Origin of the sequence: Komagataeibacter sp. FXV3, from assembly GCF_015155755.1 — a bacterium.
Classification (GTDB): Bacteria; Pseudomonadota; Alphaproteobacteria; order Acetobacterales; family Acetobacteraceae; genus Komagataeibacter.
Window position 1 is genome coordinate 46,452 of record NZ_VWPI01000044.1, and the last position, 24,382, is coordinate 70,833.

The following is a 24,382-nucleotide window of genomic DNA, read 5'->3' on the forward strand; positions in this document are numbered from 1 at the left end:
CTCATGCCTTTGACTGCCTGAACATCCAGTCGCGTGCGGCCCGGATGTAGAAGAACTTGCGGGCCGCCCCCATGTGATCAACCCCGTCAAATGTCAGGAAGGTGACATTGGCGTCCTTTGACAGATAACCGTTGACCTGATCCGTCAGCTTCTGCTGGCGATCAACAGGAAAGACGAGGGCAGGGTCAAGCTGTTCTTTCGGTTACACGACAGTACCGCCGGCCTTTTCCCCTACCCGCCGGCGCGGTGACCATGACGCGGCGATTTCCTGCCTGGGCACGACAATTCGTGCTGCGAGATCGCAGGCGGCCATGTTCCGCGTCGATCACGACCACGTCCTTGTCTTTTGCCAGAGGCGCGCATGCGCTTGGCGCGCGCCGGTTCATTCCCGTATCCTCAGTGGGGGGAATGGTCGCGGTTTTTACGTCAGGAGCAAAGGCACAATCGAACGCGACATCAGGGCGGCCGGTTTCAGCCGCGTGGACATCCTGCGCCCCGGTTTGCTGCTGGGTCATCGTGCAGAGACACGACCGATGGAGGCGATCGGGCAGCGGCTGGCGACAGCGCTGTCAGCGCTTATGGTCGGCAGGCTCTCCAGATATGGCGGTATTGACGCGAAAACCGTCGTGAAGGCGATTGTTGAGCCCGTAGGGCAGACGATGCTAAACATATAACAATGCGGTCCTGTGCCGCATTGCCAGTCAGACTGTTAATTCATGAGACTATCCGGTTCGGAACAACCGGGGGTCAGGGCAGTCAGTTTACCAGCATGGACTGGACTGCCTTCATACGGGCTCACACTCTGGAACACTTGATGAGCCGACGCGGCAATTGCCACGACAATGCTGTGGCGGAGAGTTTTATCTCATCGCTCAAGCGCGAGCGCATCTGGCGCCGCACCTGCAAAACGCGCCAGGAAGCCCGGAAGGACGTGTTTGACACCTGCGCAAGCACGTCAGGAACGGGATGCTGTCACCCATGCAGTTCGAACAACAGCAGATTTTGAATGCTCAAGGCGTCTAGAAAACTAGGGACCATTCAGTGAGATAGAGCAGCCGCAAGACCAGAAGGGTCACTGGATGAGCCTCTTCGGCTTCTGTCCTGTGGACGAGGCTGCGTACGCCTTCCAGATCTGTAATGGCGGGCTGTCGACCTCGTATGACGGGACGAAGGGCAGGCGTCACAACCGCAGCAGGATCGGAGGAACCACAACCGGATGCGATCGCATGCACAAACACATCGCTCATGCGCTGACGGATGCGGTGGGCCGATTGCCCCACGATCCTCGATCTGCCTCAGCACGGCAAGGACGACGGGAGGGGTAATCTCATTGATCGGAACATGACCGAGTTTGGGAAAAATATCCCGTTCCAGACTGCGGATCACATCAAATGCATGGCGCGTGGCCCACAGGACCTTGCGCTGTTCATACCATTCGCGCGCGACAGCTTCAAAGGTCGTTGCCGTATTCACACGCGCGGCAAGGCGCACGATCTTTGCCTACGCCGAAGGATCACGACCTTCACGAAGAATACGCCGGGCTTCCTCCCGCTCGGCCCGCGCGTCAGTCAGCGAGACACCAGGATAATGCCCGAGCGTCTGCAGTTTCTCCCGCTTTTCGAATTTGTAGCGCTACCGCTAGATCTTCTCTCCCGCCGGGGTGATTTGCACGAACAGTCCGCCCGTGTCTGCCAGTCGCCAGACCCTGTCTGCCGGCTTGGCCGAGCGGATTTTTGCGTCGGTCAGCATCGCAATCTCCATACCCGCTGTGCCTGTTCTTCATACCCGCTCCATACCCGCTTTCTGACGAGATAGGATGAGACAAAACAGGAACTTACGAGATGAAGAATGCGCCAAAACTGGCTGAAAACCAAGATTTTTGACGCTATTTCACATTGTCTGAGAAGGAGAATTGGCGGAGGGGAAGTCCGCCTTAATATCTAAATAAACCACTGAAAGGAATTAACTTATATCTTTCATTAATCCTCAGTATCCCACATTATTTCCCACATATTTAGCGAGGGTTTCTTCGTGATGACGACCGACGGTTCTTGGCCAGACGTCTTCCTGGCAATGGGTGCAGGTCGACATCGCCGGGCGAAAGGGCATCGCGGCGGGCGCGCAGGAAGGCCCCCAAGGGCACGGTGCTGTTCAGAGAAAAGCCGCATGATGGTGGTTTTTATACCAGTATATAAAGACGACCTTATACCCTTTTTTTGTATCTGACAGTCTGGCTCTCAACGAGTTATGGGACGGCGGAGAGAGACGATGATAGAACCTTATGCGGCAAAGCATTATGAACGATATTCTGGCAGCCATTCCTGCGGAAGGTTTCTCTCTGCTGCAAATACAACCCGAACACCTGCAGATCCTGATGTCTTTGCCTCTGCATCATCGTGATCCGTTTGATCATCTCCTGATGGCGCAGGCGCAAGCTGAACACGCCACATTCCTTTCGGAAGACGGACAAATGGATCATTACCCTCTCAAGCGAATACGCTGTTCGTGAAGCAGAAACTGCCGTCAGAATACGTCTTCATGTCAAGACATTCCGTCCGTAAGCGAGGTTACCTTCAGCCGACATCGACGGACAGATTTCTGCGCGGCGATATTGCGGGAACTGAATGCACAACAGGGCAGGTGGAGAGGCCAGACGCTACCTGCTGACGCTAAACGTCTCGTCATCATGATGCGATCATCATTCGGTAATGAACGCCAGGATATCTGCATTGATGACGTCTGCATGGGTCGTGTGCATGCCGTGCGGATAACCGGGATAGATTTTCAGCGTGCTGTCCTGAAGCAGCCTGTCCTGAAGGACCGCTGCGTTCCGGTAGGGCACGACCTGATCATCATCGCCCTGTAGCACAAGCACCGGTACTGTGATGGCCTTCAGATCCTCGGTCTGATCCGTTTCGGAGAATGCTTTGATGCCCTCGTAATGGGCCTTGGCGCTGCCCATCATGCCCTGACGCCACCAGTTGCGGATCGTGCCTTCCGAAACTTCTGCTCCGGGGCGGTTGAAGCCGTAGAACGGCCCGCTGGCTACATCCAGGAAGAACTGCGCGCGATTGGCCGCAAGCCCCGCACGCAGTCCGTTCAGGGCTGCGATCGGTGCGCCTTCAGGGCTATGGTCCGTCTGAACCATCAGGGGCGGTACGGAACTGATGAGCACGGCCCCGGCGACACGCCCCTGAGGCTGACCATATTTCGCGACATAGCGGGCAACCTGGCCCCCGCCGGTCGAATGCCCGACATGGATGGCATTTTGTAGATCAAGATGTTCGACAACGGCCGATGTATCCGCCGCATAATGATCCATGTCGTGCCCGTCGTTCACCTGTGCCGAACGCCCATGACCGCGACGGTCATGCGCGATCACGCGAAACCCCTTGCTCAGGAAAAACAGCATCTGTGTGTCCCAGTCATCGGCGCTGAGTGGCCAGCCATGATGGAAGACGATCGGCTGGGCATCCTTCGGTCCCCAGTCCTTGTAGAAAATCTCTACGCCATCAGATGTCGTGACGAATGACATGATACGCCTCCTTGCCGATCAATAACGGGATACTGGTCAGAGCCTAACGTTAAAGATAGCTTCAAGGTCAAGCTGCGTTCATGACCGGGGGGGGGAAATCATGAAGATTGGAGAACTGGCACGGCTAAGTGGCCTGACACCGTCGAGGATCCGGTTCTATGAGCGCATTGGGCTGCTGAAAACGGTTGACCGCCGGCCCAACGGATACCGGACCTATCCGCGGCAGGCCGTGATGATCCTGGGTCTCATCACAACGGCGCAGCGGGCCGGGTTTACACTGGATGAAATCCGCACCCTGCTGCCTCCTGATCTGGAACACTGGGACCACGCTACATTGATGGATGCCCTGACACGCAAGATTGCGGATATCGAAGCGCTGCAGGCACGCTTGGCCCAGAGCAGGATGCATCTGCTCCGTCTGATCGAGGATATTCAGGCGCGCCCCGACGACATGGACTGTGCAGCCAATGCGCATCGTGTCCTGACGAACATGCTTGCGGATCACCCCAAAGCCCTCGACGTCACGTCGGACGATATCCGCCTTCTGGATGCGACGGACCGCCGTCAGTCGGTAAGCCCTGGCCGCCGTAAAAAGACGGCATCCCGTTAAATCCTATCCAGAAGCGCCACCACTTTTCTTGCCGTCGCCCTGGCGGAAAAGGGGTTCTGTCCTGTCACCAACCGTCCATCCATCACGACATGGGACATGAACGGAAGCAGCGCCTTTTCATAAATCGCGCCCCGTGCCTTCATCTGTGCCTCCGCGTTAAAGGGGATTTCGCGCGCGACACCCGCCAGCCTCTCCTCGGTCCATGAAAAACCGGTGATTTTCCGACCGCGGACCAGAAAGGAGCCATCTGCAAGCCGGGTGTTCAGCAGTCCGCAATATCCATGACAGACAGCGGAGACCACACCGCCCTTTTCCCATAGTGCGCGGGTGATGGCCTGAAGGCCCTCATTGTCGGGAAAATCCCACATTACGCCATGACCGCCGGTGAAGTAGATCGCGTCATAATCGACCGGATTGATGTCTGCGGGGCTACCTGTTGAAGACAGCAGGGCCATTTTTTCTCCATCGCCCAGCCAGGCCCTGGCGGAGGCATCGCGCATAGGCCATTTCAACGCACGCGGATCAAGCGGAACCCTGCCGCCTTTTGGGCTGACAATGCGTTGTTCATAACCGCTGGCGGCAAATACGTCCCACGCATGCGTCAGTTCCGACAGCCATAATCCGGTCGGCTGCGCGGAATCGCCGAAATGAGCGGTGTTGGTGACAACGTGAAGGATACGACGGTTCATGGCTGGCCCCTCCCATGCGGCAGCGTTTCTGATCACTGCCCTGTAACGTTCAAGCCCGGTTGAAGGTCAATCTGTGGTTTGACATTAAATCTGACTTCAAGGTTAATGGTGTAAGGGCAAACCTACCTGACATCATGGAGGCAGCCTCACATGCAGACAATACTGGGCGCAAATGGCCAAATCGCCACGGAACTAGCGCGAACATTATATCAGCATCATACGGGGGCGTTGCGGCTTGTGAGCCGCAATCCCCGCAAGGTCAACGAAGACGATACGCTCATGGCGGCGAACCTGCTGGATGCAGGGCAGACGACACAGGCAGTTAAAGGCAGCCGGATCGTCTACTTTACGGCCGGCCTGCCCCCTGACAGCAAACTCTGGGAAGAACAGTTTCCCGTCATGCTGAGGAATGCCCTGCAGGCCTGCCGGGCGGCGGGGGCCAGCTTTGCCTATTTCGACAATACCTACATGTATCCGCAGAACAGCCAGATCCAGACGGAGGAAACGTGTTTTGCGCCGATTGGCCGGAAAGGACGGGTGCGCGCGGCAATGGCCTCCATGGTGTTGGAAGAAATGGCACGCGGAGACATTCCCGTGCTGATCGCCCGCGCACCGGAATTCTATGGACCGGGAAAAACCCAGAGCTTCACCAACGCCCTGATCATTGACAGGCTGAAAGCAGGTAAAAGGCCCCTGGTGCCTGTCCGTGACGACACACGCCGGACCCTCATCTGGACGCCGGATGCGAGCCGCGCGCTGGCAACGCTGGGCAATACACCGGGAGCTTTCGGGCAGACTTGGCATCTGCCGTGCTGTGACGATCGGCCGACCTACAAGACATTTGTTACCATGGCGAGTAGGATTTTCGGACGTCCCCCTTCCTATTCGGTCATTGGAAAATGGCCACTGATCATCGCAGGCATTTTCTCAAAAAAGGTGCGGGAGATCAGGGAATTGCTGCCCCGTTACGAACAGGACAATCTCTTCGACTCAACCAAATTCAAACACCATTTTCCCGAGTTTTCCGTGACGACATATGAGGAGGGTCTGGAACTGATCAGGAAGGAATAGAGAGGTGGATACCGCTTTCATGTCAGGCAATGCATGCGCATGTTATGTATCTCAAAAACTGACACTCTTCCCATATTGAAGCCAGCAAAGGTCCCTTGAATTCCTGCAAGAAGGATTATAACCGCAGCACGCCTTTAATCAGGGTCGTTGCCCCCCCGCCAACCCAGATTTTTCCATTTTCTTGATCGACATGGACGCGCCCGGCCCGGCCAAGGCAGGTGCCCTGGCTGGCAATGTAATGCTCGGGCGCGAGCCCGCTGCCTATGAGCCACTGCGCCAGCCCGGCGTTCAGACTACCGGTAACGGGATCTTCATTGACTCCGCAGGCCATGGCGAAGGCACGCACCTCGAACTGCGCCTGTTGTCCATCATGGATGGGATCCCAAGGTCCTGTTACGCCGATACACAGGTCCGACAGGGCCGCGTAATCGGGTTCAAGCGCCAGAACCTCCCTGCGCGACCCCAGCATGACGGATAGCCATCCCGGCCCGTTATCAGTCCAAGCCGCGGCCCGGATGGATGAGGCGGGAATCTTCAGCCCATCCGCAACCCGGTGCAGCAGGCCGGGCTCCACCGCCCCCGATCGCTGCAATGGGGGCGCTGCAAAAGCAAGGCAGCCATTATGCGCGCGCACCGGCACAAGGCCCAGACCACATTCCTGCACGATCGTATTCCCGCGCGGCTGGCCGCCCGCAGCCAGCCAGGCATGACAGCTACCCAGGGTAGGGTGGCCCGCAAACGGCAGTTCCGTCCGGGGCGTAAAGATACGCACCCTGTAATCTGCTTCCGGCGTTGTTGGACGGAGCAGGAACGTGGTTTCACTCAGGTTGGTCCAGTTGGCAAAGGCGGTCATCTGCTCCGTGGTCAGGTCGTCGGCTCCGATTACCACGGCGACCGGATTGCCCCTGGTCGGCTCAGTGGAGAATACATCGATCTGTTGAAACTGGAATTCAGTCATGGGTGTATCTGTTTGCCGAGGTTATGATCACAGATGCAGAGGCCGCGCCGGATTGCCGGCCACGGTTGCGCCAGCGGCCACATCATGGGTGACGACACTGCCCGCCCCGATAATGGCATCATCCCCGACCGTGATGCCAGGCAGGATGATGGCGCCGCCACCGATCCAGACATTGCGGCCAATGGTAACAGGGCGGCCAAATTCCAGCATTTTCTGGCGCAAAGCCGGATCGCGCGGGTGATCGGCTGCCAGGATCTGCACGCCCGGACCGATCTGCGTGCCATCGCCAATCCTGATCGGAACCACATCAAGCACGATGCAGTTGAAATTGAAGAATACGTTGTTCCCCAGAAAGAGATTATAGCCGTAATCACAACGAAAGGGTGGGCGGATGCAGGTATTCTCTCCAACCGCGCCCAGCCGTTCAGGCAGGGTAGCGTTGGCGTTGTTGTATCGGGCAAGCCACTCGGCACACTGCGCCATATCGTGCTGCAATTCGGGGTCGCTGGCCACATACAGCTCGCCCGCCAGCATTTTCTGTTTTTCGCTGCGGTGGGGCATCATGTCAGGTCATGCAGTGGCTTGTTAAGCGGCGGGGTCAGTTTCCAGTCAGAAAAACGCACCTTCAGCCCCTCACGCTCCGGCGTGCAGCACATCGGCCCGACCAGATAGGACTCAGCCATAGGGAAGGGGGCCAGACGCACAAGCGGCCAGGTTTTGCCATCCCCCGAGACCTGAAGCCGCAGCACGCCATCGGCCACGCTTGCCCGCATCCAGAAATCCTTCGGGTCGCCCTCATAAGGAGCCGTGGCCCAGTCCGAGCGGCCATCGGTGAGCACGCTGCTGAGCATGGCGCGCCCATCCGAGAGTTCGATCCCTGCCTTGACCCAACGCGTCTCGTCAATGCGCACCATGAGACCGGCCTGATCGTACAGCTTCTCATACTCAGCGCGGATACGAAGCTGCGCCGTGAAGCGGGCAGGGGCATGCATGCCGTAGAAATGACCGCTATCACGTGTGAAGCCGTAAAAGGTCTCGCGCCAGAAGTCGGAGCCCTTGTCCGTTGTCATCTCAAGCGCATTGGCCCTGATCGCGCTCTGATGTGGTTTGTTGAGCCAGACCCCGCCCCGCCACGGGCCGCGCGCGCTGGCATGTGCCACTCCGCCGCCAAGGGCCATGCCACCGGCTACTGCGCCTGCTGCGATGATCGTGCGCCGTGTCATGCCGGGGGAAGCGTTCTTTTCGGTATTCTCGCTCACTGCTACCATCCCGCGTCGTTGAGATATTCATCTTGTGTACGAACGTACACATCGCGCAAGGCTAAACCTGTTCCCTCATGTCAAGCAACCCTTCAGCCATCCGTCGCCCCGACCCCGACCGCAAGCAGCGCATCATCAATGCTGCCCTGGACGTGATCGTGGAACACGGCGTGCAGGGCACGACGCACCGCCGCGTGGCGAAGGCGGCGGGCGTGCCGCTTGGCTCGATGACATACCATTTCAACGGCATGGACGACCTGCTGCATCTGGCTTTCACGCAGGTGGCCCATGCCAGTTCCGCAGCGTTTGTCGGGCGGCTGGCCGAGGCCGGAAACCGGGAGGAGGCGATACAGGCGCTTGTCGATATCATTGCCGGAAACATCTGGTCCACGCCGCGCACGCTGCTGCTGAGTTATGAATTATACGCCTTTGCCGCCCGCAAGCCCGCACTCGCGGCCATCATGCGCGACTGGATGCAGGCCAGCCGGGAGGCGTTGGGGTGCTTCTTTGATCCGCTGACCTGCCGCGCACTCGATGCCCTGGTCGAGGGCATGGGCATTCACGGCTCGGTGGACCCCGCCAAGCTGGACCGTGGGCAGATAGAGGACATTATCCGCCGCCTCTGCACGCCGCACGGCTGAAGAGTGCCCGGCAATGGCGCATGAGAAGATTGCCAGCCACGCGCCTGCGGTAGGAGGCCGTCGAGCGCATGTCATCGATCGGCGTGATTTCGGACATGGCCAGGTCAGCCACGGCGTTGAGATGCGCGTCATCCCGCATGCCTGAGGCAAGGGAATGATGCGCCTTCGGGCATGTCATGGGAACGGGACCGACCGCCCCGAACGCAAAGCTGATCCCGGCCGGGTCATCAGGCACGCCGACCGTTGCGAGGGACAGTTTCGAGATCGCCTGCGCGCTGCGCGGGCCGACCTTGGTAAAGAGTTGCGGCTGGCCCAGGCATTTTGCGGGAATGACAAAGCCAGCAATCAGTTCTCCTGCCCTGCGTTGCGTGCGCCCGGCCCCCGTGATGAATGCGGCAACGGGCATCTCTCGGCTTCCATCGCGATGGATGAGCCGGACACGGGCCTGAAGGGCCACCAGTGCGGGAAGCCCGTCTCCTGCCGGGGAGGCGGTGGCCACATTGCCGCCAATGGTCGCGGCATTCCTGACCTGCGGGCTGCCAACCCCATGCGCGACATCCCTGAGGATGGGCACAGAGCGCGCAATGACAGGATCATGCAGGATATCCTGCCAGCGCATCAGGGCACCGATGACGAGATTGCCATCCTCCCAAAAAACCTGATGCAGTTCCGGCGCATCGAGCCGCTCAAGCGAAAACAGCCGGTGGGCGCCAAGAGCATGGCCCGCGCGCACCACAAGGTCGGTTCCCCCTGCGATCGGGACCAGTTCAGGATTTTGGGCCAGACGGGTCAGCCCGTCCTGCAAGGACAGGTCCGCCGTGCCGGAAATGGTGCCCCTGTGTTGCGGCAGGCAGGGTGCCTGCTCCAATGCTGCGCGGATTTTCACATAGCCCGTGCACCGGCAGAGATTGCCCTCAAGGGCATCATCGGGGGTATCATCACGGTGCCGGCCGGCCCAGGCCATGACAATGCCCGGCGTGCAGAACCCGCATTGCACCCCGCCCGTGCGCGCCAGGGCGGAACAGATTTCTGATCCATCCCGCGTCCGGGCCAGGGCTTCAATGGTTGTAACCGTAGCGCCTTGCAGCGTTTCGGCTGCTACAAGGCAGGAACAGACTGGCCGCCCATCCACCAGCACCGTGCAGGCCCCGCATTCGCCTTCACCACAGCCAAGCTTGGCGCCATTGAGGTGCAGATCATCGCGCAGCACCTGCAACAGGGTCTTGCCCTCATGCGCAATCTGGACCGGCGCGCCATTAAGCTGGAATGTGATCATGACAGAACCCTTTCCATGACCGGCAGAATGGCCTCCGGCGTGATCGGGAACTGTTCGAAGCGATGGCCAAGGCAGCGCGCAAGGGCATTGGCGATGGCGGGCGCCGCAGGTGTCAGCCCGACTTCCGCAATGCCGCGCGCGCCCAGCGGATTTGACGCATCAGGGTGATTGATCAGGTGAACACGAACATCCACCGGCACATCGCGGATGGTGGGCAGGATGTAGGACGAGAAACGGTTGTTCAGGACACGCCCCTCGTGCTGCACAAGGTCTTCACTCAGGGCAAAGCCCAGCCCCTGCGCCAGACCGCCTTCGATCTGGCCTGTCACTCCATCGGGATTGATGACCGTTCCGGCATCGAGCCATGTCTCGACTTCTTCCACCGTGACATTCGCAGTTGCGGTATCCAGCGCAATGCGAACGGCCTGTATGCCGTAGGAATACCCGACGTGCGGCGCGCCCAATGTCAGTTTTTCGGGGAAATCGGGGGCAAAATGCGCGGTCTCCTCCAGCGCTCCGTTTTCACCCGCATCAATCCGCACGGCTAACTGACGGGCCGCCTTCGCTACGGCATTACCAGTCACGACCACGGAGCGGGAGGCGTTCGTGGACCATGAATTCGTATTATCCGTGCTGCCGCTATCAAGCCCGATGTCATGCGCCGCGCAACCCAGCATTGACGCGGCAATCTGCTGGAATGCGGACAGATTGCCCTCGCCAAGATCCGCACTTGAACAGTCCAGCCAGAACTGCCCGTCTGCGTCGCGGCGCAGGGTGACGCTGGAACCGGGTTCGGCCCCGGCTCCTAGCCCGAAGCCCTGCCAGACAAAGGCAAAGCCGGTCGCACGCAGCCTGCCATCTTCATCTGGCCGCAGGGTTTCTGCCTCAGGCGCACGAAGCAATGGCCCGTTGCGGGCTGCTGCAATCAGTCGTGGCAGCGTGACATCATTGCGCACGATATGCCCGGCCCCGGCCCGGTCACCGCCGCGAAGCAGGTTCTGCACCCGGAAATCAATGGGGTTCATGCCACATTTCGCCGCCAGCACGTCCATCGCCTGCTCAATGCCCAGAATAACCTGCGGATTGCCAAACCCGCGAAAGGCCGAGGCATTGCCGGTATTGGTATGGACGGCCTTGCCCTGAATCCGGCTGGCCTGAAAACGGTAGGGGCCGGAGGCATGTTCGGCTGCAAGAACAAGAACAGCCGGCCCCAGCGTCATATACGCCCCGGTATCGGCCAGAAGGCTGGCCCTGAAGCCCGTCAGCCTGCCCGTGGCATCACAGCCCACCGCGACATCGACCTCAAAGCGATGGCGTTTGACGGAATAGCCAATACTTTCTTCACGCTCATAGACATAGCGGGCAGGGCGACCCGTGGCGTGTACCGCCAGCGCCAGATGCGCCTGAACATTCAGGTCCTCCTTGCCGCCAAAAGCGCCCCCCATGGGTGGATGCGACACATGGACCTGCTCCAGCGGAACACCAAGAATGGCGGCAATCTGCTTCTGGTCGGCAAAGGGGTTCTGCCCGCCACAGGTTATGGCGATCCGCTGCTTCTCATCACGCCAGGCGATGCCCGCTTCGGGCTCCAGAAACGCATGTTCCTGCCGCCCCGTGCTGTAGGTCAGGCGCACGACATGGGCGGAAGCTGCCAGCGCCGCATCCACGTCGCCAAAACCCAGATCGACCTCATGGCACAGATTGCCGTCTGGCCCGATCCGCGGCGCATCGGAGGCGAGTGCCTGCCGCGCATCCAGCAGGGCGGGCAGGTCTTCATATTCGACGTGGATCAGCTTGCAGGCATCCCGCGCTTCCTGCTCGCTTTCGGCCACGACAAGGGCCACCGCATCACCACAAAAGCGCACCCGGTCATGACACAGGACAGGTTGATCGGGCGCGATCAGACCGAAACTGTTGAGGCCCGGAATATCGGCATGGGTCAGAATCCGCACGACCCCACGGGCCTGCCGTGCCGCATCCGTATTGATTGACACGATCCGGGCATGGGCACGTCCGGCGCGCAGGACCCTGAGATGAACACAGTGGTCGCGATACAGGTCAGAAGGGTAGGGGAAAGCCCCTCTGGCTTTGTCGAGGGCGTCCCATTTCTGGATGGATTGTCCAATCACAGGTTTGCTCCGGTGTCTGTCCTGTCCTGACCGTTATCAGGATAGGACCAACACTTATGATACGCTCCGTATCGTAGTCAATAAACGATACGGATCGTTGCGAAAAACATCGGACGGTGGCAGTTTTCCCGCAGTGTGCTGGAGAACGATCTTGAACAGTCCCGACCCATCTCATGCTGCAAAAGCTTCCTCAACAGGAAGCGGCCGCAAACGCAGTCAGCAGGCGACCGAGGCCGCACAGGGGGCAGCGCTGCAACTCGCCTATGATCTGGGCCCGGAGCGGGTAACGATGGAGGCGATTGCAAGTCATTCAGGGGTGGCGAAAACAACGCTCTACCGGCGCTGGAACAGTGCCGCTGCCGTTGTGATGGACGCATTCCTGTCGGAACTGACCCCACAGATTGCCTACAGAACGGGGCAGGACGTCAGGCAGACGCTGGTTTTCGCGCTTGAAGACCTCAGTGCGGCGCTGGACGCACCACGGCGGAAACTCCTGCGGCACATGATTGCCGCCGCTCAATCCTGCTCCGTGCTCGAACAGGCATTCTGGGATCGGTGGATTGCCCCAAGGCGGCAAGCGGGAAAAGAGGCGCTCGAACAGTTCGGGATCTCTTCAGAAGAGGCCGAACTCACCCTCGACCTGCTATATGGCGCATTTTATTACCGGATGCTGATTCCGTATGCGCCCATCACAAGCACATGGATCCAAAAAATCGTGGATCAGGTTTCCTGAATGTTGTCGTATTCCGTAAACGGCGAGGGTGCAGACGGAAATGTGGAGCGATAGGCAGCTATCGTCGGGATCAAGCCTCATCGGGGCTGATCGGTTGTTACTGAGGTGTCCGGCTGTCAGAGGTTTTCACAGTATTGATTGGGTGCTTTTCTATTATTCCGATCTGACAGCCGACCGTCCGCTTCTCCCCCATCATGACCCTGCGAGTGTATCGGTCGGGCCGGACGGCAGCACATGCGCGAGGTAGCGCGAAAGTTGCGGCTCCAGTCCGTCAGAGGGAAAGATCCCGGCGATGTAACCGTCCGGACGTACGAGCACCCACTGACCGGGTTCGATCCCGTAAGCTTCGGCGATATTGCCATCTTCGTCGACGAGTTCATGCTCCGCACCAACGGCGACGATACGGACGCCCGCGATGGCCGACGGCCGGTCGTGCGGCTGGTAGCCGAGCAGGGTCCAGTGAGACCCTTGAAAAATCATGAACAGCCGTGTCCGTTGCCCCGCCTGCCCGCGACAGGGCGCATCGGGTGCGCGATCGCCCGCCTGCACCCTGCCGCCCACCGAACCGGGCGCGCTCAATGATGAGCCGCGATAGCCGAGGTCAAGCTGACGCGCTTCGCGATCGCGCCGCATGGTGCCCTGCTTTGCTTCACCAAGCAGCCGCGTCGAGAGATGAAGCATGTTCGACGCGATAGGTCGGCGCTCCGCCTCGTAGCTATCAAGCAGCGCTTCCGGCGCACCCGCGAGCGCGGAGGCCAGCTTCCAGCCGAGATTATAAGTGTCCTGAACGCTGGTATTGAGACCCTGACCACCGGTTGGCGGGTGAACATGAGCGGCATCCCCCGCAATGAAGATGCGTCCGACCCGGTAGCGATCAGCCAGACGCGCATTCATCGTATAAACCGAGGACCAGGACACCGAGCGAACGGCGATGTCCCCTCTGCCGGTCCGGACCTCGATGAGTGCGGTCAGTCCGGCCGGAGACAGGTCGATCTCTCCCTCCAGTGCCACGGGTGCCTGAACCTGGAACAGATCGGTTCCCGCCAGTGGACAGATCATCACCTGTGTCGCCGGTGAACCGAGCTGGAAACGATGCCAGACGGACCGATCAAGACCTTCCAGCCGCACATCGGCAACGATCGCACGCACGCCCAGTGCTTCTCCCGGAAAATCAATAGCCAGGGCATGGCGCACGAAGCTGCGGCCGCCGTCGGTTCCGACGAGGAACCGGGCGCGGATCATATGCTCGCCGGTTTCTCCTCCCATCCTTGCCGTTACGCCATGTGCGTCCTGTTCAAATCCGGTCAGCCGTGTGCCGAAGCGAGGATGATGCCCAAGCTCGGCAAGCCGCTCCCGCATGACGGCTTCGGTTGCGAACTGCGGCAGCATCAGCGGCGCGGCATAAGGTTCGGCGGGAGTGGGGAAGACTTCAGCCTCCGTCAGAAGCGACACGTTGTGGGTTCCATCAGGACGATACTGGCACAGCGGCGGGTAGGGGCCGCCTGCGGCCGCCACGCGGTCGACGAAGCCGAGATCCTCGAAGATCTCCATCGTCCGGGGCTGGATGCCTTTCCCGCGCGATCCGCTGAACGGCTGCGTGTTCTGTTCGATCAGTCGGAACGAAACCCCGCGTCGGGCGAGGTCGATCGCAAGCGTCAGGCCTGCGGCCCCGGCACCCGAGATCAGGACGTCTGTATCGAAGGACACTGGCAACTCCGCGAATCAATGTGTAATATTCACATATCTCAGAGCGGCGTCCAGGGCAACAAAAAGCGTGAATAATACACATGATCCTGATATCCTGCGCGGACTGCATGCCGCGATCATCGATCTGGTCGATGAAATCAACCGGCCGCGTCGGGATGATCGACTGATCGAAGAAGCGGGCATTCCACTGGATCGCGCCCTGTTTCCGCTTCTGGCGCGCGTATGGCGTTACGGTCCTGTCGGTGTTGTCGAACTCGCGGACCGTACAGGGCGTGATCACACGACGATCAGCCGACAGATGACCAGGCTGGAAGAGCTGGGCCTTATCGAGCGCCACCCGTCTGCAACGGACAGGCGTATTCGCGAAGCGACAGTGACTGAAAAGGGACAGGAAATGGTCGACCTGCTGAATGCGGCCCGCCAGAGACTGGCGAACCGCATCCTCGTCGACTGGACGGATGCCGACCTCGATCAGTTACGGACGCTTTTGCGACGCTTCGCTGACGACCTGATGCGATGATAAAACCAGTGAAAATCAACAATCAGTCCGTACGCGCTACCTGTCCAGCATCCGCCGCTTTGACGAACGTTTCGGTTCTCTGTTGGTCGCCTCCATCACCACCCGCGATATTGCTGACTGGATCAGCGAGCGTAAACATATTGGCTCACTCAAGGCGAATGGGAAGAAGAAAGACATTTCCAACGCCTCCATCCAGCGCGATCTGACCGCCCTGTCCCGGTTACTCAGCTTCTGCTGCTCTATCGGCTGGCGGACGGATAATCCGGTGCAGGCCTTTGACCGCACGATCATCCGCGAACGCCGTGAACCCAAGCGGCCGCCCACGCAGAAGGAAATCCAGACCGCGATCGACGCGGCACCACCTGGCGTTGCCGGTATCCTGTCCATACTGGCCGAAACCGGCATGCGCATGAACGAAGCCGTAAAGCTGGAACGCTGGCAGGTGGACAGCCGAAGCCGCCAGATCCTGCTGACCAAAACCAAGACCAGCAGACCGCGTACCCTCACGTGGCACACACCCGGGGGCAATGCCACCAAGGCGCTGGAGGAGGGTGCGGCAAATGGCTTCCTGTACACCAGCGGCACCACCGGCAAGCCGTTCGCCAATTTCTCATCCAACCACGCCCAGATCATGCGGCGCATCCTGCGTGACAATCCGCTGTTCCGGCGCTTCGGGGTGCATGGCCTGCGACATGCCTTTGCCGTGCGGTGGCTGAAAGCAGGAGGGAACATCTATCGCCTGTCACGGCACCTTGGACACAGTTCCGTGAAGGTGACCGAACAGAACTATCTCGGCTTCCTGACCGTGGAGGAACAGGAGCGGGTCCAGTTCCAGGCGGAGCAGATTTTTGCAGGGGTCCCCACAAATTCCCCCACACCAGCCTGAAAAACCGTCCAGAAACGACCAAAGCGCCCCGTAGGGCGCTTGGCAATTTCTTGTTTATTTACAAGAAGTTCTGGCGGAGGGGAAGGGATTCGAACCCTCGATACGACTTGACATCGTATAACGGTTTAGCAATCCGGATACGATTGCGCCGATCCCGCTAAGTATATGTTTTATTTAGGTTAACACGTGCAGGCAAAGCAGAAAGAACGATAGGTATAAAAACAGACCTACCACACCTCCTACCACATGTGAGTGCAGGAGATTGCCACACATATTTAGTGCCTCACGCCAACGAATGGCACCACATTTTCATGCCCAAGGCATTTAGCCAACGGCCAACTATCGATCATTGCTGTCACACGGGCACGCAATTTTTCACGGTCAGCGACCAGCCGCATGGCTTCGCTATGCCGCGCATCATCGTTTTGCGCCAGCATCTCCGTCTCATAACCGACCTGCCGCGACATCTCGACATCCGGCAGCGATGACAGCGGGGCATAGGCCACCGGCAGGCTGATCTGCTGCCCATGCGTGCGGCTGGCCGATCCCCCGATGCCGACGGTTGGGGCAGTGGTGACCGCCCCCACGGTAAACTGACCGCTCTGCGTGAATGAGCCGGACAGTTCTAGCGTCACATTGCCAACCACCGTACCGATTACCGGATCCGCCATTCCCTGGCTGCACTGGGCGGCACGGACAGCCTGCCCGAAACGCGCCGCCTGATCCGGTGTCCAGTCGGCAGCATGCGATACGGATATCGCCCCCGCGTGCGCCAGACTGGCCTGTATGGCTGCCATAGCCTGCGGAATGGTGGTGGAGATCCTCGCAGGATGGATTGCGCAGGCAGACAGCACCATGCAGCAAAACATTACAAGAACAAACTTGACACTGCTTGACTTGTTCATGTTACGTTCATTTCATCTTTTGAGAAGGGACGGACTGATCATGTCAGGGGCGTATGCAGGCGACAGGACCACGGGCTTTGCCTCCCCGGCTTCTGACAGCACCGAGGGGCCGATCGATCTGAGCGAGGCCCTCGATCTGCACCGGCCGAACCGTTATCCCGTCCGGGTGGTGGGGGATGCACTGGCTGCGCGCGGGATCCTGCACGGGGATGTCCTGATCGTGGACACCGCAGCCCGGCCGCAGTCTGGCTGCGTGGTCGTGGCCCGCTGGCAGGATCAGACCATCGTATGTGAGATCACCCGGCAGCGCGGAGCATGGTGGCTGCGCTCGGGCAAAGGGCAGGATGCCCAGATGCATCCGCTGGACCCTGCACATGATTCGGAAGTGTGGGCCGTGGTCGCCGCCCTGGTGCGCATGAAGATCTAGGCCATGCCAATATATGGCCTGATAGACGCGAATTCGTTTTACTGCTCATGCCAGCGGGTTTTTGAAGCACGGATCCGCACGGCCCCCGTGGTCGTTCTGAGCAACAATGACGGTTGCGCCATCGCACGCACGAAAGAGGCCAAGCAGCTGGGCATCAGGATGGGAGATGCCTGGCACCTGATCCGGCGTCGGCCGGAACTGGCACGCGTACAGTGGTATTCCAGCAATTACCCGCTGTATGCCGACATGAGCCGCCGGATGTATCAGGTCCTCGAAAGCCGGGTGCCTCGCGTCGAACCTTACTCGATCGATGAAATGTTCCTCGACCTGTCCGGGCTGCCCTATGACCTGCCGGCTTTCTGCCGCCAGTTGCGCGACGAAGTGCGCGCTGTGGCGAAAATCCCCACCTGTATCGGCTGGGGACCAACCAAGACGATCGCAAAGCTTGCCAATGGCATCGCGAAGAACCGGCCCGAACTGGATGGCGTATGCGATCTGAACAGGGAGGCAGACCGCCAGGCCTATTTCCACGAACTGTCCATCGGGGAAGTATGGGGCATCGGCCGCCGCACTGCTGAAAAGCTCCAGCGCGCGGGGATCCAGACGATTGCCGATTTCGTGGCCATGGACAGCCGGGCTGCCCGGAGCATGCTGACAGTGGTCGGTGCCCGCGTACAGGCCGAACTGCGGGGTCAATCCTGCCTGCCGCTGTCAGAGCTCGCGGCGCCATGTCAGGGACTGGCCTGCACCCGCACCTTTGGCCGGCTGGTCGATAACTGGACGGACCTGCGCGAGGCCGTCTCTCACTATGCGACTACGGCGGCGGAAAAGCTGCGAGCTGAGGGAATGACCGCCTCTTTCATGACCGTGTTCATCCAGACCGCCCCGCACCAGAAGGACACAAGCTGGTACGCCAACCAGCAATCCTGCGGCATCGAGCCGACCAGTGACACGCTTGTCCTGATTACCGAGGCGCTCCGGCTGCTGCGCAGGATCTGGAAGCCGGGGTATCGGTATTTCAAGGCGGGCGTGATGCTGGATGGACTGTGCCCGGCTGGCGTGCAGACCGGGCTGTTCCAGACACAAGACCCGGTAAAGTCATCCCGGCTTATGGACGCACTGGATGCAGTGAACGGCCGCTATGGACGCGGCACGGTCAGGCCACTTTCCACTGGACTGGACCGGACATGGCGCGCCCGCCAGGCAATGCTGTCACCAGCCTACACGACGCGCCTGCAGGACATCATGGAGGTGAAGGCATGGTAATAAAAAACCTCCTGAAGATCACTCTGACTTAATATTGGGATTTCCTGGCCAGCTCAAATCTAACAAAGTGTCATCTAATTGGACAAATGCACGAATTTTTGCAGTTTCCAAATTGTCCAGCCATTCAATCCAACTGGGAGAATATCCACTTTCCAGATGTTCGATTTGAACTTTCCATCGATTTTTTGTTTGCGGGATAAGTGATATCCCAAAGCCATGGGCGACAGTATGAAGGATTCCTCCAGTCCGTTTCTCCCACTCGACCTTTTCTGCCGCTTGTTCCGCGCGGCGCCAATCTCTGTCCAATCCCAGTAGGACCATCCTGAGCGTGGGAGACATGTTGGTCTCACCTCTCTTTGCGCGCTGGATAGCACGTAAGCACGACCCTGTTTCCCAACGGTCTCCAGCCATTTCACGCAGGCGTTTAGCAAGGGAAGATGGGCCGAACCCCATTGAAGACATCACTCGGTCAAGGAGCTTTTTGTCTTCTTGTTGCCAATAGGCGATGTCCATATCCATATCTGTATCTCTCCATATTGTCATTCCTGTATGAGACAATATGGTATGTTATGCAATGAGGAAATCAGATCTACGGTTAAAATAAATCCTTTTGCTCCAGCGATTTTTATTGGCGACCCTGCAGATACGCATCATTCGTCGCGACCAGCGCCGCCCAGTCATCACCGGCTGGATACAGAGCGCCCGGCTCATGAAGCTGACGCCATGCCAGCCCATGCGCTTCCATGATCCGCGACCGCACCCAGCGCCATGTCGCTTTCTGCAGGCTGCCCCATGTCAGCAGCGTGACCAGGTCCGTGTCGGCCGTGCCGGTATAATCCCACAGCAGCAGGCAGTGGCCGCCTGCGCTGCCCGGTGTCGGGTCACCATGGTCGGCCGGACTGTCGGTGTCCCACACGGGCGGCAGGTTGCCGTCCTGATCCTCCCACATATCCGCCGTGGCCAGCTGCACGCCCAGATAGGCGGCGGACAGGCCTGCGGTGATGTTGCGGATCCCGTTCAGGTCGCCCGGATCGACGCTGCCCCAGATCGGGAACAGGGTCTGGTCTGCCAGCGCATAGCCATCGCGCAGGGCCGTCGTCAGTACGTCCACCTCCACACCGCCGTTGTCCGTGGCAGGATTGCCGGGCACGTAGCCGGTGGAGCGGGAATAGAACTGCACGGCGTCCGGTGTGGCGACGGTGATCTGGAAGCCTGCCAGTGCAGCCGTAGCGCGCAGATGATTGCCGATGCCTGCGCTGGTGCAATCCCCCAGCACGTCGTTGCCCAGCATCAGCGGCGCGGGATTGATACCGGTGCGGTCGAGCCGGGTAAGGGCCTGCCGCGCACGGAAGCCACGCATGGCAGATAGATGGGGCTGATTGGGACGGTGTTCGGCCGGGCGGCAGCCCAGCTTGCGAATATGCGCAAGTTTGCGATTTGTCATGCTGGTTCCAATAAAAAAGGCGGCTCCGGAGAGCCGCCTTGTGGTTACGCAATACGATTGATTGTTCGGATCAGAGATACGCTGCTAGCGTGTTATTCTCCTTGCATTCGATACGCTTCTAGCGTATCAAATACCTATGACGGCAACACACCACGCCTTTGACTGGCACGATGAAAAAAGCGCAGCGTGCCTCTCCACCCGTGGTTTCGATTTCATATACGCTGCCCGCATTTTTCTTGGGGAAGTGATCGAACGCGAAGACACCCGCAAGGATTACGGTGAGACACGGATTCAGGCAGTCGGGATGATCGAGGGCTACCGTTACATGGTCGTCTACACACGGCGCGGCGATGTTACGTGGATCATCTCCGCGCGCCGCATGCACGATAAGGAGTGGAAGAAATGGCAAGGATGACATTAAGCCAGATCGCCCGGCACGGTGGAACCATCAATCGGGACAAGGTGAATGCCACCACGGAAGCTGATATCGACCGTCAGGCGAGTGAGGACGGCACGGATGATACAAGCCATCTGTCCGCCCCATACCCGACACCCGCAACCGTGCGGAAGACGCTGCGCATGACCCAGAAACAGATCGCGGATCTGACCGGCATCCCTGTGGCGACATGGCGCAACTGGGAGCAGGGTCGTGTGGGTCTGGACCCGGCCGTGCAGGCGCTGCTGCGTATTCTGGAGCGCGAACCTGATGCGGCGCGTCGGGCGCTAGATGTGGCGGCGGAATAGCGCGGACGCCATATCCTTCCCAATCATCCAATGGTTCTGGCAGAGAACTCGTATATTATATGGCAGGCAGTCTACCGCCAGACGGGAACCACGATCGAGGTCGTGGCCGTCAACAAGCGAGGGGAGATTTACCGATGAACTCGATTGCGCATGTGTCCGAGACGACAACCACGGTCACCGTCAACCGTGCCGACTGGGAGGCCATCCTTAATCGGCTGGATGACAGGCAAGACCGGGAAGCGATTGCCCAGTCTGAAATCATCCTGTCCGATTATTGTGTGACCTATACGGCCGATGAGACACGCCGCACGGTGCTGGATGGAGTCCGAAAGTTGATCCAAGGCGATCTGGTGACCCGTGTGTTACGTGCTCAGATGGAGGATCTGTTGGATATAAAGTAGCTGAAGGAAAAACAATGTAGAGCATAGCCTGCGTTTATATATGAAAGACCTCATGTAAATTATTAACATATACAATTTGAGATAAATTATGAGTGAAGAAAAAAATAATCGTAAAACCATAAATGTAGATAATAGAGATACTAATGAATCAGTTTATAATAAAATTTTTCAACTTAACGAGGAAAATATTTCACTAAAGAAATCTATATCGAAGGAGAAGGAGGATAGAGCCAATTCGGAATTATCTATTTCGTCTAAGTATGAAGATAAAATATATAAATTAATAGAACAAATTAACACATTAAAAATAGAAAATGAGAATATTATAAAAAATAATTCTTCTGAAATGGAACTTCTTAAATTAAATTTAAAAAACGAGAAAGAAAAACTTTTTTATCACTTATCTAAAAAAGAAGAGGCATTAAATGAAAAGATGGAAAATTTCTCCCAACAAAGAGAGAAATATACAAAAGAATACAAAGAAAATCTTGTAAAATCATCAAGTAATTTTGTAAGGATTACTGTTCTATCCCTCGAAAAAGAGGAGAGATATTACAAAACAAGGTCAAGTAATTGGAATATTTTAGGGGCTTTTATATTGGCTTTTGGTCTAATATTGACAACAATAATATCTTTTTGGGGAATAAATAGTATTTATTTGAATATATCATGGCCTTCTCTCGTTTTTTATTCAGCTCGTGGCATTATATTACTTGCATTGGTTGGTTTTTTTACAAGATATACATTTACAAATGCATCAAATCATATGAAGGAAGCATTGAGAATATCTAATAGAATTCATGCCATAAAATTCGGGCAGTTCTATTTAGAAACATATGGTTTGTCTGCGACATGGCCTGAAGTAAAAGAAGTATTTTCGAAATGGAACGGAGAGGATTGCACAAATTGGGACGGGAAAATAAAATTTGAAGAACTAAATAACGCTATTTTAACACTATCCTCTATAATAAGCAAAGAAAAGGAAAAGGGATTGAAATCTTAATTATTCAATTCCATGCTCTCGCAACTGCATCGCCACATAAAACGCATGCAGCTTGAGCGGGATCGTGACCAGCAACCCGATAAGGACGACAACGCCGCCCGCACCGGAGATGACGCCCTCCATGAAGGGCGTCATGCTGTCACCCCCAGCACCTGGAGCGCCTGCTGCACCTGTGTCTGGGAGGGCGCAGCGGCAGAACCGGACAGTCGTGCCCCGACGTTCCGACGCGCGGCCACGCTGTCCAGCAGGGCCTTGAACGCGGACACGATAGTGCTCAGGGCGCTCAGGGCCGTGTTGGCGTCGGACAGGTCCGTGCTGGGGACCTTGGTCGAGACCCCGGTGATTGCGGCGCTCAGGTCGCTTTCCACCTTGGTCAGCGCGGACAGGATGCTGTCCACCCGGGTTTTCCAGTTCGTGTCGTCATAGGTGATGGTCAGCGTGGATCCGGCCGCCGTGGAAAAGTCGGTCAGGGCGGTGGATAGCGCCGTGTCCGCCAGGCCGATGATGCCCACGGCGGGCGTACCGATCGCGCTGGCGACGGCGGCGATGCTCAGGACGGTGGTGACGGCGTTCAGGCCGGCCTGCCCGTAATCCTTGATCTCGGCCACGTTGATCGTAACCGGCCGCTTAAGGCCGCCATTAATCATGCGGCCTGTTTGTGAAGATCTGTGAGAGGTTGCCAGTTCCATGGCAACAGTTCATGGAGCCGGTTGATCTTGTGCTCGTTGATACGGGCCAGGACGTCGGCAAGGTAATCATGCGGATTGAGGCCTGAGAGTTTTGCGCTTTCGATGAGGGTCATGGCATCAGCGATGTTGTCCCCACCGGCATCGGAACCGGCAAAGAGATAGTTTTTTCGGCCGACGCATACGGGCCGTATGGCCCGTTCGGCAGGATTATTGTCAATGGCGACACGACCATCTTCCACAAACAGGATAAAGGCGGCCCACCGGTTGAGCGCATAGCGGATCGCTTTTGCCAGTTCTCCCTTCCCGGGGATGCGGGTGAGCTGTGCTTCGCACCAGGCATGGAACGCTATAACGCGGGGGCGGCTTTTTTCCTGTCGGACAGCCAGACGGTGCCTGGCGGGATGCCCGGTGATCTGCCGCTCGATATCGTAGAGCTCTCCGATCTGCTCAAGCGCTTCCCTTGCAATTGTCGAGAAGCTGCCTTTCCAGACATCATGGAATGCCCGACGCAGGTGGGCCCAGCAGGCCGCTTCGCGCACACGCACGGTTCCCGTTGCATCGGGTTTATACAGGTCCCTGAACCCGGCGTAGGCGTCTGCCTGCAGAATACCACGGAACTGTGCCAGATGGGTCTGGGGATTGATCCCCTTGCGATCGGGAGAGAACCAGTAGGCAACGGCGGGCGGATCACTCCCGCCCCAGGGGCGGGGATCGCGCAGATAGGTCCAGATCCGCCCTTCCTTCACACCGCGTGGTTTGCCCGCCTGGCGCAGGCGGGGATCAAGAACCTGGATGGGCGTATCATCGGCATGCAGCAGGTCTGCCTTTACGACATCCTGACGGATCAGATCTATGAGAGGCCGCAGGACTGCAACGGCCTGACCACACCAGTCGATCAGGGTTGAACGAGGGATTTCGACACCCTGACGGGCAAAGATCTCGTTCTGACGATAAAGCGGGATATGGTCATCGAATTTCGAGACCAGGATATGGGCCAGGAGCCCGGGGCCAGCCATGCCCCGGGGGACAGGGCGCGATGGCGCTTCAGGCTGCACCATTGTTTGGCAATGACGGCAGGATTTCTTCAGCCGTGCCGTTTCGACAATTTTCAGTTTTGCCGCAATAAAGTCCAGTATCTCGGTGACATCTTCGCCAACGAGGCGCAAGGGACTGCCACAGGTGGAACAGGCTTCACCCGGGTCGAGCACAATGCGCTCCCGTGGTGTGGCGTCCGAGACCCGGGGCCTGCCGCGCCGTCTTTGGGGAGAGACCACGGCATCGCCGTTATCGCCCCCCTCACTTTCGGGAGACGGATCGGCTGCCGCGATGGCGATTTCCACATCTTCGAGGAGCAGTTCGAGTTGTTCAGTCTCACGCTCGATCTTTTCTGAACTGGCCCCGAATTTCTGTTTCTGCAGGCGAGCGATCCGGATCCTGAGCGACTGGACAAGGGCATCATAGGCCCGGGCCGACGCCGACAGCCGCACGA

30 protein-coding genes and 2 pseudogenes are annotated in these 24,382 nt (G+C 58.3%); 14 read left to right on the forward strand and 18 right to left on the reverse strand.

Annotated features, from left to right (window positions below):
* Positions 1 to 185: 185 nt before the first annotated feature.
* Positions 186 to 515, reverse strand: a complete 330-nt coding sequence (locus F1542_RS17430; protein ID WP_193731960.1) for a hypothetical protein — start codon at positions 513 to 515, stop codon at positions 186 to 188.
* Between the two features lie 233 nt (positions 516 to 748).
* Here F1542_RS17430 and F1542_RS04375 point away from each other — a divergent pair.
* Positions 749 to 1,023, forward strand: a pseudogene (locus F1542_RS04375) (IS3 family transposase); the annotation flags it as partial.
* Between the two features lie 15 nt (positions 1,024 to 1,038).
* Here F1542_RS04375 and F1542_RS17485 read toward each other — a convergent pair.
* From F1542_RS17485 to F1542_RS17080, 3 genes are read right to left on the reverse strand one after another with little or no spacing between them, the layout of a single operon-like run.
* Positions 1,039 to 1,491, reverse strand: coding sequence for a phage integrase central domain-containing protein (locus F1542_RS17485; RefSeq protein WP_408886226.1), 453 nt, complete (start codon positions 1,489 to 1,491; stop codon positions 1,039 to 1,041).
* 9 nt (positions 1,492 to 1,500) lie between these two features.
* Complete coding sequence (locus F1542_RS17490) at positions 1,501 to 1,605, reverse strand: integrase arm-type DNA-binding domain-containing protein (RefSeq protein ID WP_227672472.1); 105 nt, start codon at positions 1,603 to 1,605, stop codon at positions 1,501 to 1,503.
* Positions 1,606 to 1,638: 33 nt separating this feature from the next.
* A complete protein-coding gene (locus F1542_RS17080) occupies positions 1,639 to 1,761 on the reverse strand; it encodes an Arm DNA-binding domain-containing protein (protein WP_227672466.1) in 123 nt (40 codons plus the stop codon).
* Between the two features lie 535 nt (positions 1,762 to 2,296).
* Between F1542_RS17080 and F1542_RS04385 the strand changes: the two are divergent.
* Positions 2,297 to 2,509 (forward strand): annotated as a pseudogene (locus F1542_RS04385) (type II toxin-antitoxin system VapC family toxin); the annotation flags it as partial.
* A 189-nt stretch (positions 2,510 to 2,698) separates the two neighbouring features.
* On the opposite strand, the gene F1542_RS04390 reads toward F1542_RS04385, so the two are convergent.
* Positions 2,699 to 3,535 carry an alpha/beta fold hydrolase gene (locus F1542_RS04390; protein ID WP_193731962.1) on the reverse strand — a complete coding sequence of 279 codons (837 nt, stop codon included), beginning with the start codon at positions 3,533 to 3,535 and terminating at the stop codon, positions 2,699 to 2,701.
* A 100-nt stretch (positions 3,536 to 3,635) separates the two neighbouring features.
* On the opposite strand from F1542_RS04390, the gene F1542_RS04395 reads away from it, so the two are divergent.
* Complete coding sequence (locus F1542_RS04395; protein ID WP_193731963.1) at positions 3,636 to 4,145, forward strand: MerR family transcriptional regulator; 510 nt, start codon at positions 3,636 to 3,638, stop codon at positions 4,143 to 4,145.
* Here the strand turns inward: F1542_RS04395 and F1542_RS04400 are convergent.
* Positions 4,142 to 4,834 carry a type 1 glutamine amidotransferase domain-containing protein gene (locus F1542_RS04400; protein ID WP_193731964.1) on the reverse strand — a complete coding sequence of 231 codons (693 nt, stop codon included), beginning with the start codon at positions 4,832 to 4,834 and terminating at the stop codon, positions 4,142 to 4,144. The genes F1542_RS04395 and F1542_RS04400 overlap by 4 nt on opposite strands.
* Before the next feature lie 150 nt (positions 4,835 to 4,984).
* Here F1542_RS04400 and F1542_RS04405 point away from each other — a divergent pair, with 150 nt between their 5' ends.
* Positions 4,985 to 5,905: an SDR family oxidoreductase gene (locus F1542_RS04405; RefSeq protein ID WP_193731965.1), complete on the forward strand. Its 921-nt coding sequence runs from the start codon at positions 4,985 to 4,987 to the stop codon at positions 5,903 to 5,905.
* Between the two features lie 115 nt (positions 5,906 to 6,020).
* Here the strand turns inward: F1542_RS04405 and F1542_RS04410 are convergent, their stop codons facing one another.
* Genes F1542_RS04410 through F1542_RS04420 form a run of 3 tightly spaced genes read right to left on the reverse strand, consistent with a single transcriptional unit; the run spans position 6,021 to position 8,131 of the window.
* Positions 6,021 to 6,863, reverse strand: a complete 843-nt coding sequence (locus tag F1542_RS04410; RefSeq protein ID WP_193731966.1) for a PhzF family phenazine biosynthesis protein — start codon at positions 6,861 to 6,863, stop codon at positions 6,021 to 6,023.
* A gap of 27 nt (positions 6,864 to 6,890) precedes the next feature.
* The gene (locus tag F1542_RS04415; protein ID WP_193731967.1) at positions 6,891 to 7,427 is read right to left on the reverse strand and encodes a sugar O-acetyltransferase; all 537 of its coding nucleotides are present in this window, start codon (positions 7,425 to 7,427) and stop codon (positions 6,891 to 6,893) included.
* On the reverse strand, positions 7,424 to 8,131 hold the full coding sequence (locus F1542_RS04420; RefSeq protein WP_193731968.1) for a DUF1349 domain-containing protein: 708 nt from the start codon (positions 8,129 to 8,131) through the stop codon (positions 7,424 to 7,426). The genes F1542_RS04415 and F1542_RS04420 overlap by 4 nt, the downstream gene beginning before the upstream one ends.
* Positions 8,132 to 8,199: 68 nt before the next feature.
* Between F1542_RS04420 and F1542_RS04425 the strand changes: the two genes are divergently transcribed.
* On the forward strand, positions 8,200 to 8,763 hold the full coding sequence (locus F1542_RS04425; RefSeq protein WP_193731969.1) for a TetR/AcrR family transcriptional regulator: 564 nt from the start codon (positions 8,200 to 8,202) through the stop codon (positions 8,761 to 8,763).
* Here the strand turns inward: F1542_RS04425 and F1542_RS04430 are convergent.
* Positions 8,732 to 10,039: an FAD binding domain-containing protein gene (locus F1542_RS04430; RefSeq protein ID WP_193731970.1), complete on the reverse strand. Its 1,308-nt coding sequence runs from the start codon at positions 10,037 to 10,039 to the stop codon at positions 8,732 to 8,734. The genes F1542_RS04425 and F1542_RS04430 overlap by 32 nt on opposite strands.
* The gene (locus tag F1542_RS04435) at positions 10,036 to 12,168 is read right to left on the reverse strand and encodes a molybdopterin cofactor-binding domain-containing protein (RefSeq protein ID WP_193731971.1); all 2,133 of its coding nucleotides are present in this window, start codon (positions 12,166 to 12,168) and stop codon (positions 10,036 to 10,038) included. Before F1542_RS04435 ends, F1542_RS04430 begins: the two co-directional genes overlap by 4 nt.
* Before the next feature lie 151 nt (positions 12,169 to 12,319).
* On the opposite strand from F1542_RS04435, the gene F1542_RS04440 reads away from it, so the two are divergent.
* Positions 12,320 to 12,901 carry a TetR/AcrR family transcriptional regulator gene (locus tag F1542_RS04440; RefSeq protein ID WP_087608788.1) on the forward strand — a complete coding sequence of 194 codons (582 nt, stop codon included), beginning with the start codon at positions 12,320 to 12,322 and terminating at the stop codon, positions 12,899 to 12,901.
* Between the two features lie 192 nt (positions 12,902 to 13,093).
* Here the strand turns inward: F1542_RS04440 and F1542_RS04445 are convergent, their stop codons facing one another.
* Positions 13,094 to 14,608 (reverse strand): FAD-dependent oxidoreductase, encoded by a 1,515-nt coding sequence (locus F1542_RS04445; RefSeq protein WP_346011776.1) that lies wholly within the window; start codon positions 14,606 to 14,608, stop codon positions 13,094 to 13,096.
* A 67-nt stretch (positions 14,609 to 14,675) separates the two neighbouring features.
* On the opposite strand from F1542_RS04445, the gene F1542_RS04450 reads away from it, so the two are divergent.
* A complete protein-coding gene (locus F1542_RS04450) occupies positions 14,676 to 15,128 on the forward strand; it encodes a MarR family transcriptional regulator (RefSeq protein ID WP_193731974.1) in 453 nt (150 codons plus the stop codon).
* 82 nt (positions 15,129 to 15,210) lie between these two features.
* Positions 15,211 to 16,014 carry a tyrosine-type recombinase/integrase gene (locus F1542_RS04455; RefSeq protein ID WP_227672467.1) on the forward strand — a complete coding sequence of 268 codons (804 nt, stop codon included), beginning with the start codon at positions 15,211 to 15,213 and terminating at the stop codon, positions 16,012 to 16,014.
* A gap of 275 nt (positions 16,015 to 16,289) precedes the next feature.
* Here F1542_RS04455 and F1542_RS04460 read toward each other — a convergent pair whose 3' ends face one another.
* Positions 16,290 to 16,919 (reverse strand): hypothetical protein, encoded by a 630-nt coding sequence (locus F1542_RS04460; protein WP_193731975.1) that lies wholly within the window; start codon positions 16,917 to 16,919, stop codon positions 16,290 to 16,292.
* A 40-nt stretch (positions 16,920 to 16,959) separates the two neighbouring features.
* Here F1542_RS04460 and F1542_RS04465 point away from each other — a divergent pair, with 40 nt between their 5' ends.
* Both F1542_RS04465 and F1542_RS04470 read left to right on the forward strand, forming a co-directional pair.
* Entirely contained in the window at positions 16,960 to 17,346 is a 387-nt protein-coding gene (locus tag F1542_RS04465) for a LexA family transcriptional regulator (RefSeq protein ID WP_193731976.1), read from the forward strand.
* A gap of 3 nt (positions 17,347 to 17,349) precedes the next feature.
* Positions 17,350 to 18,612: a Y-family DNA polymerase gene (locus tag F1542_RS04470; protein WP_193731977.1), complete on the forward strand. Its 1,263-nt coding sequence runs from the start codon at positions 17,350 to 17,352 to the stop codon at positions 18,610 to 18,612.
* An 18-nt stretch (positions 18,613 to 18,630) separates the two neighbouring features.
* On the opposite strand, the gene F1542_RS04475 is transcribed toward F1542_RS04470, so the two are convergent.
* Both F1542_RS04475 and F1542_RS04480 read right to left on the reverse strand, forming a co-directional pair.
* Entirely contained in the window at positions 18,631 to 19,131 is a 501-nt protein-coding gene (locus F1542_RS04475) for a hypothetical protein (RefSeq protein ID WP_193731978.1), read from the reverse strand.
* A gap of 106 nt (positions 19,132 to 19,237) precedes the next feature.
* On the reverse strand, positions 19,238 to 20,056 hold the full coding sequence (locus F1542_RS04480; protein WP_193731979.1) for a hypothetical protein: 819 nt from the start codon (positions 20,054 to 20,056) through the stop codon (positions 19,238 to 19,240).
* 136 nt (positions 20,057 to 20,192) lie between these two features.
* Between F1542_RS04480 and F1542_RS04485 the strand changes: the two genes are divergently transcribed.
* From F1542_RS04485 to F1542_RS04500, 4 genes are all read left to right on the forward strand, one after another.
* Positions 20,193 to 20,471: a BrnT family toxin gene (locus tag F1542_RS04485; protein ID WP_193731980.1), complete on the forward strand. Its 279-nt coding sequence runs from the start codon at positions 20,193 to 20,195 to the stop codon at positions 20,469 to 20,471.
* The gene (locus tag F1542_RS04490; protein ID WP_193731981.1) at positions 20,459 to 20,800 is read left to right on the forward strand and encodes a DNA-binding transcriptional regulator; all 342 of its coding nucleotides are present in this window, start codon (positions 20,459 to 20,461) and stop codon (positions 20,798 to 20,800) included. The genes F1542_RS04485 and F1542_RS04490 overlap by 13 nt, the downstream gene beginning before the upstream one ends.
* Positions 20,801 to 20,934: 134 nt before the next feature.
* Positions 20,935 to 21,201, forward strand: coding sequence for a hypothetical protein (locus F1542_RS04495; protein ID WP_193731982.1), 267 nt, complete (start codon positions 20,935 to 20,937; stop codon positions 21,199 to 21,201).
* Positions 21,202 to 21,289: 88 nt separating this feature from the next.
* The gene (locus F1542_RS04500; protein WP_193731983.1) at positions 21,290 to 22,204 is read left to right on the forward strand and encodes a hypothetical protein; all 915 of its coding nucleotides are present in this window, start codon (positions 21,290 to 21,292) and stop codon (positions 22,202 to 22,204) included.
* Here the strand turns inward: F1542_RS04500 and F1542_RS17345 are convergent, their stop codons facing one another.
* The 3 genes from F1542_RS17345 to tnpC are packed head-to-tail and all read right to left on the reverse strand — an operon-like array spanning position 22,205 to position 24,380.
* Positions 22,205 to 22,339: a hypothetical protein gene (locus F1542_RS17345; RefSeq protein ID WP_256431423.1), complete on the reverse strand. Its 135-nt coding sequence runs from the start codon at positions 22,337 to 22,339 to the stop codon at positions 22,205 to 22,207.
* Positions 22,336 to 22,851, reverse strand: a complete 516-nt coding sequence (locus F1542_RS04505) for a hypothetical protein (RefSeq protein ID WP_227672468.1) — start codon at positions 22,849 to 22,851, stop codon at positions 22,336 to 22,338. Before F1542_RS04505 ends, F1542_RS17345 begins: the two co-directional genes overlap by 4 nt.
* Positions 22,848 to 24,380: an IS66 family transposase gene (gene tnpC / locus F1542_RS04510; protein ID WP_408886227.1), complete on the reverse strand. Its 1,533-nt coding sequence runs from the start codon at positions 24,378 to 24,380 to the stop codon at positions 22,848 to 22,850. Before tnpC ends, F1542_RS04505 begins: the two co-directional genes overlap by 4 nt.
* Between the last annotated feature and the right edge of the window lie 2 nt (positions 24,381 to 24,382).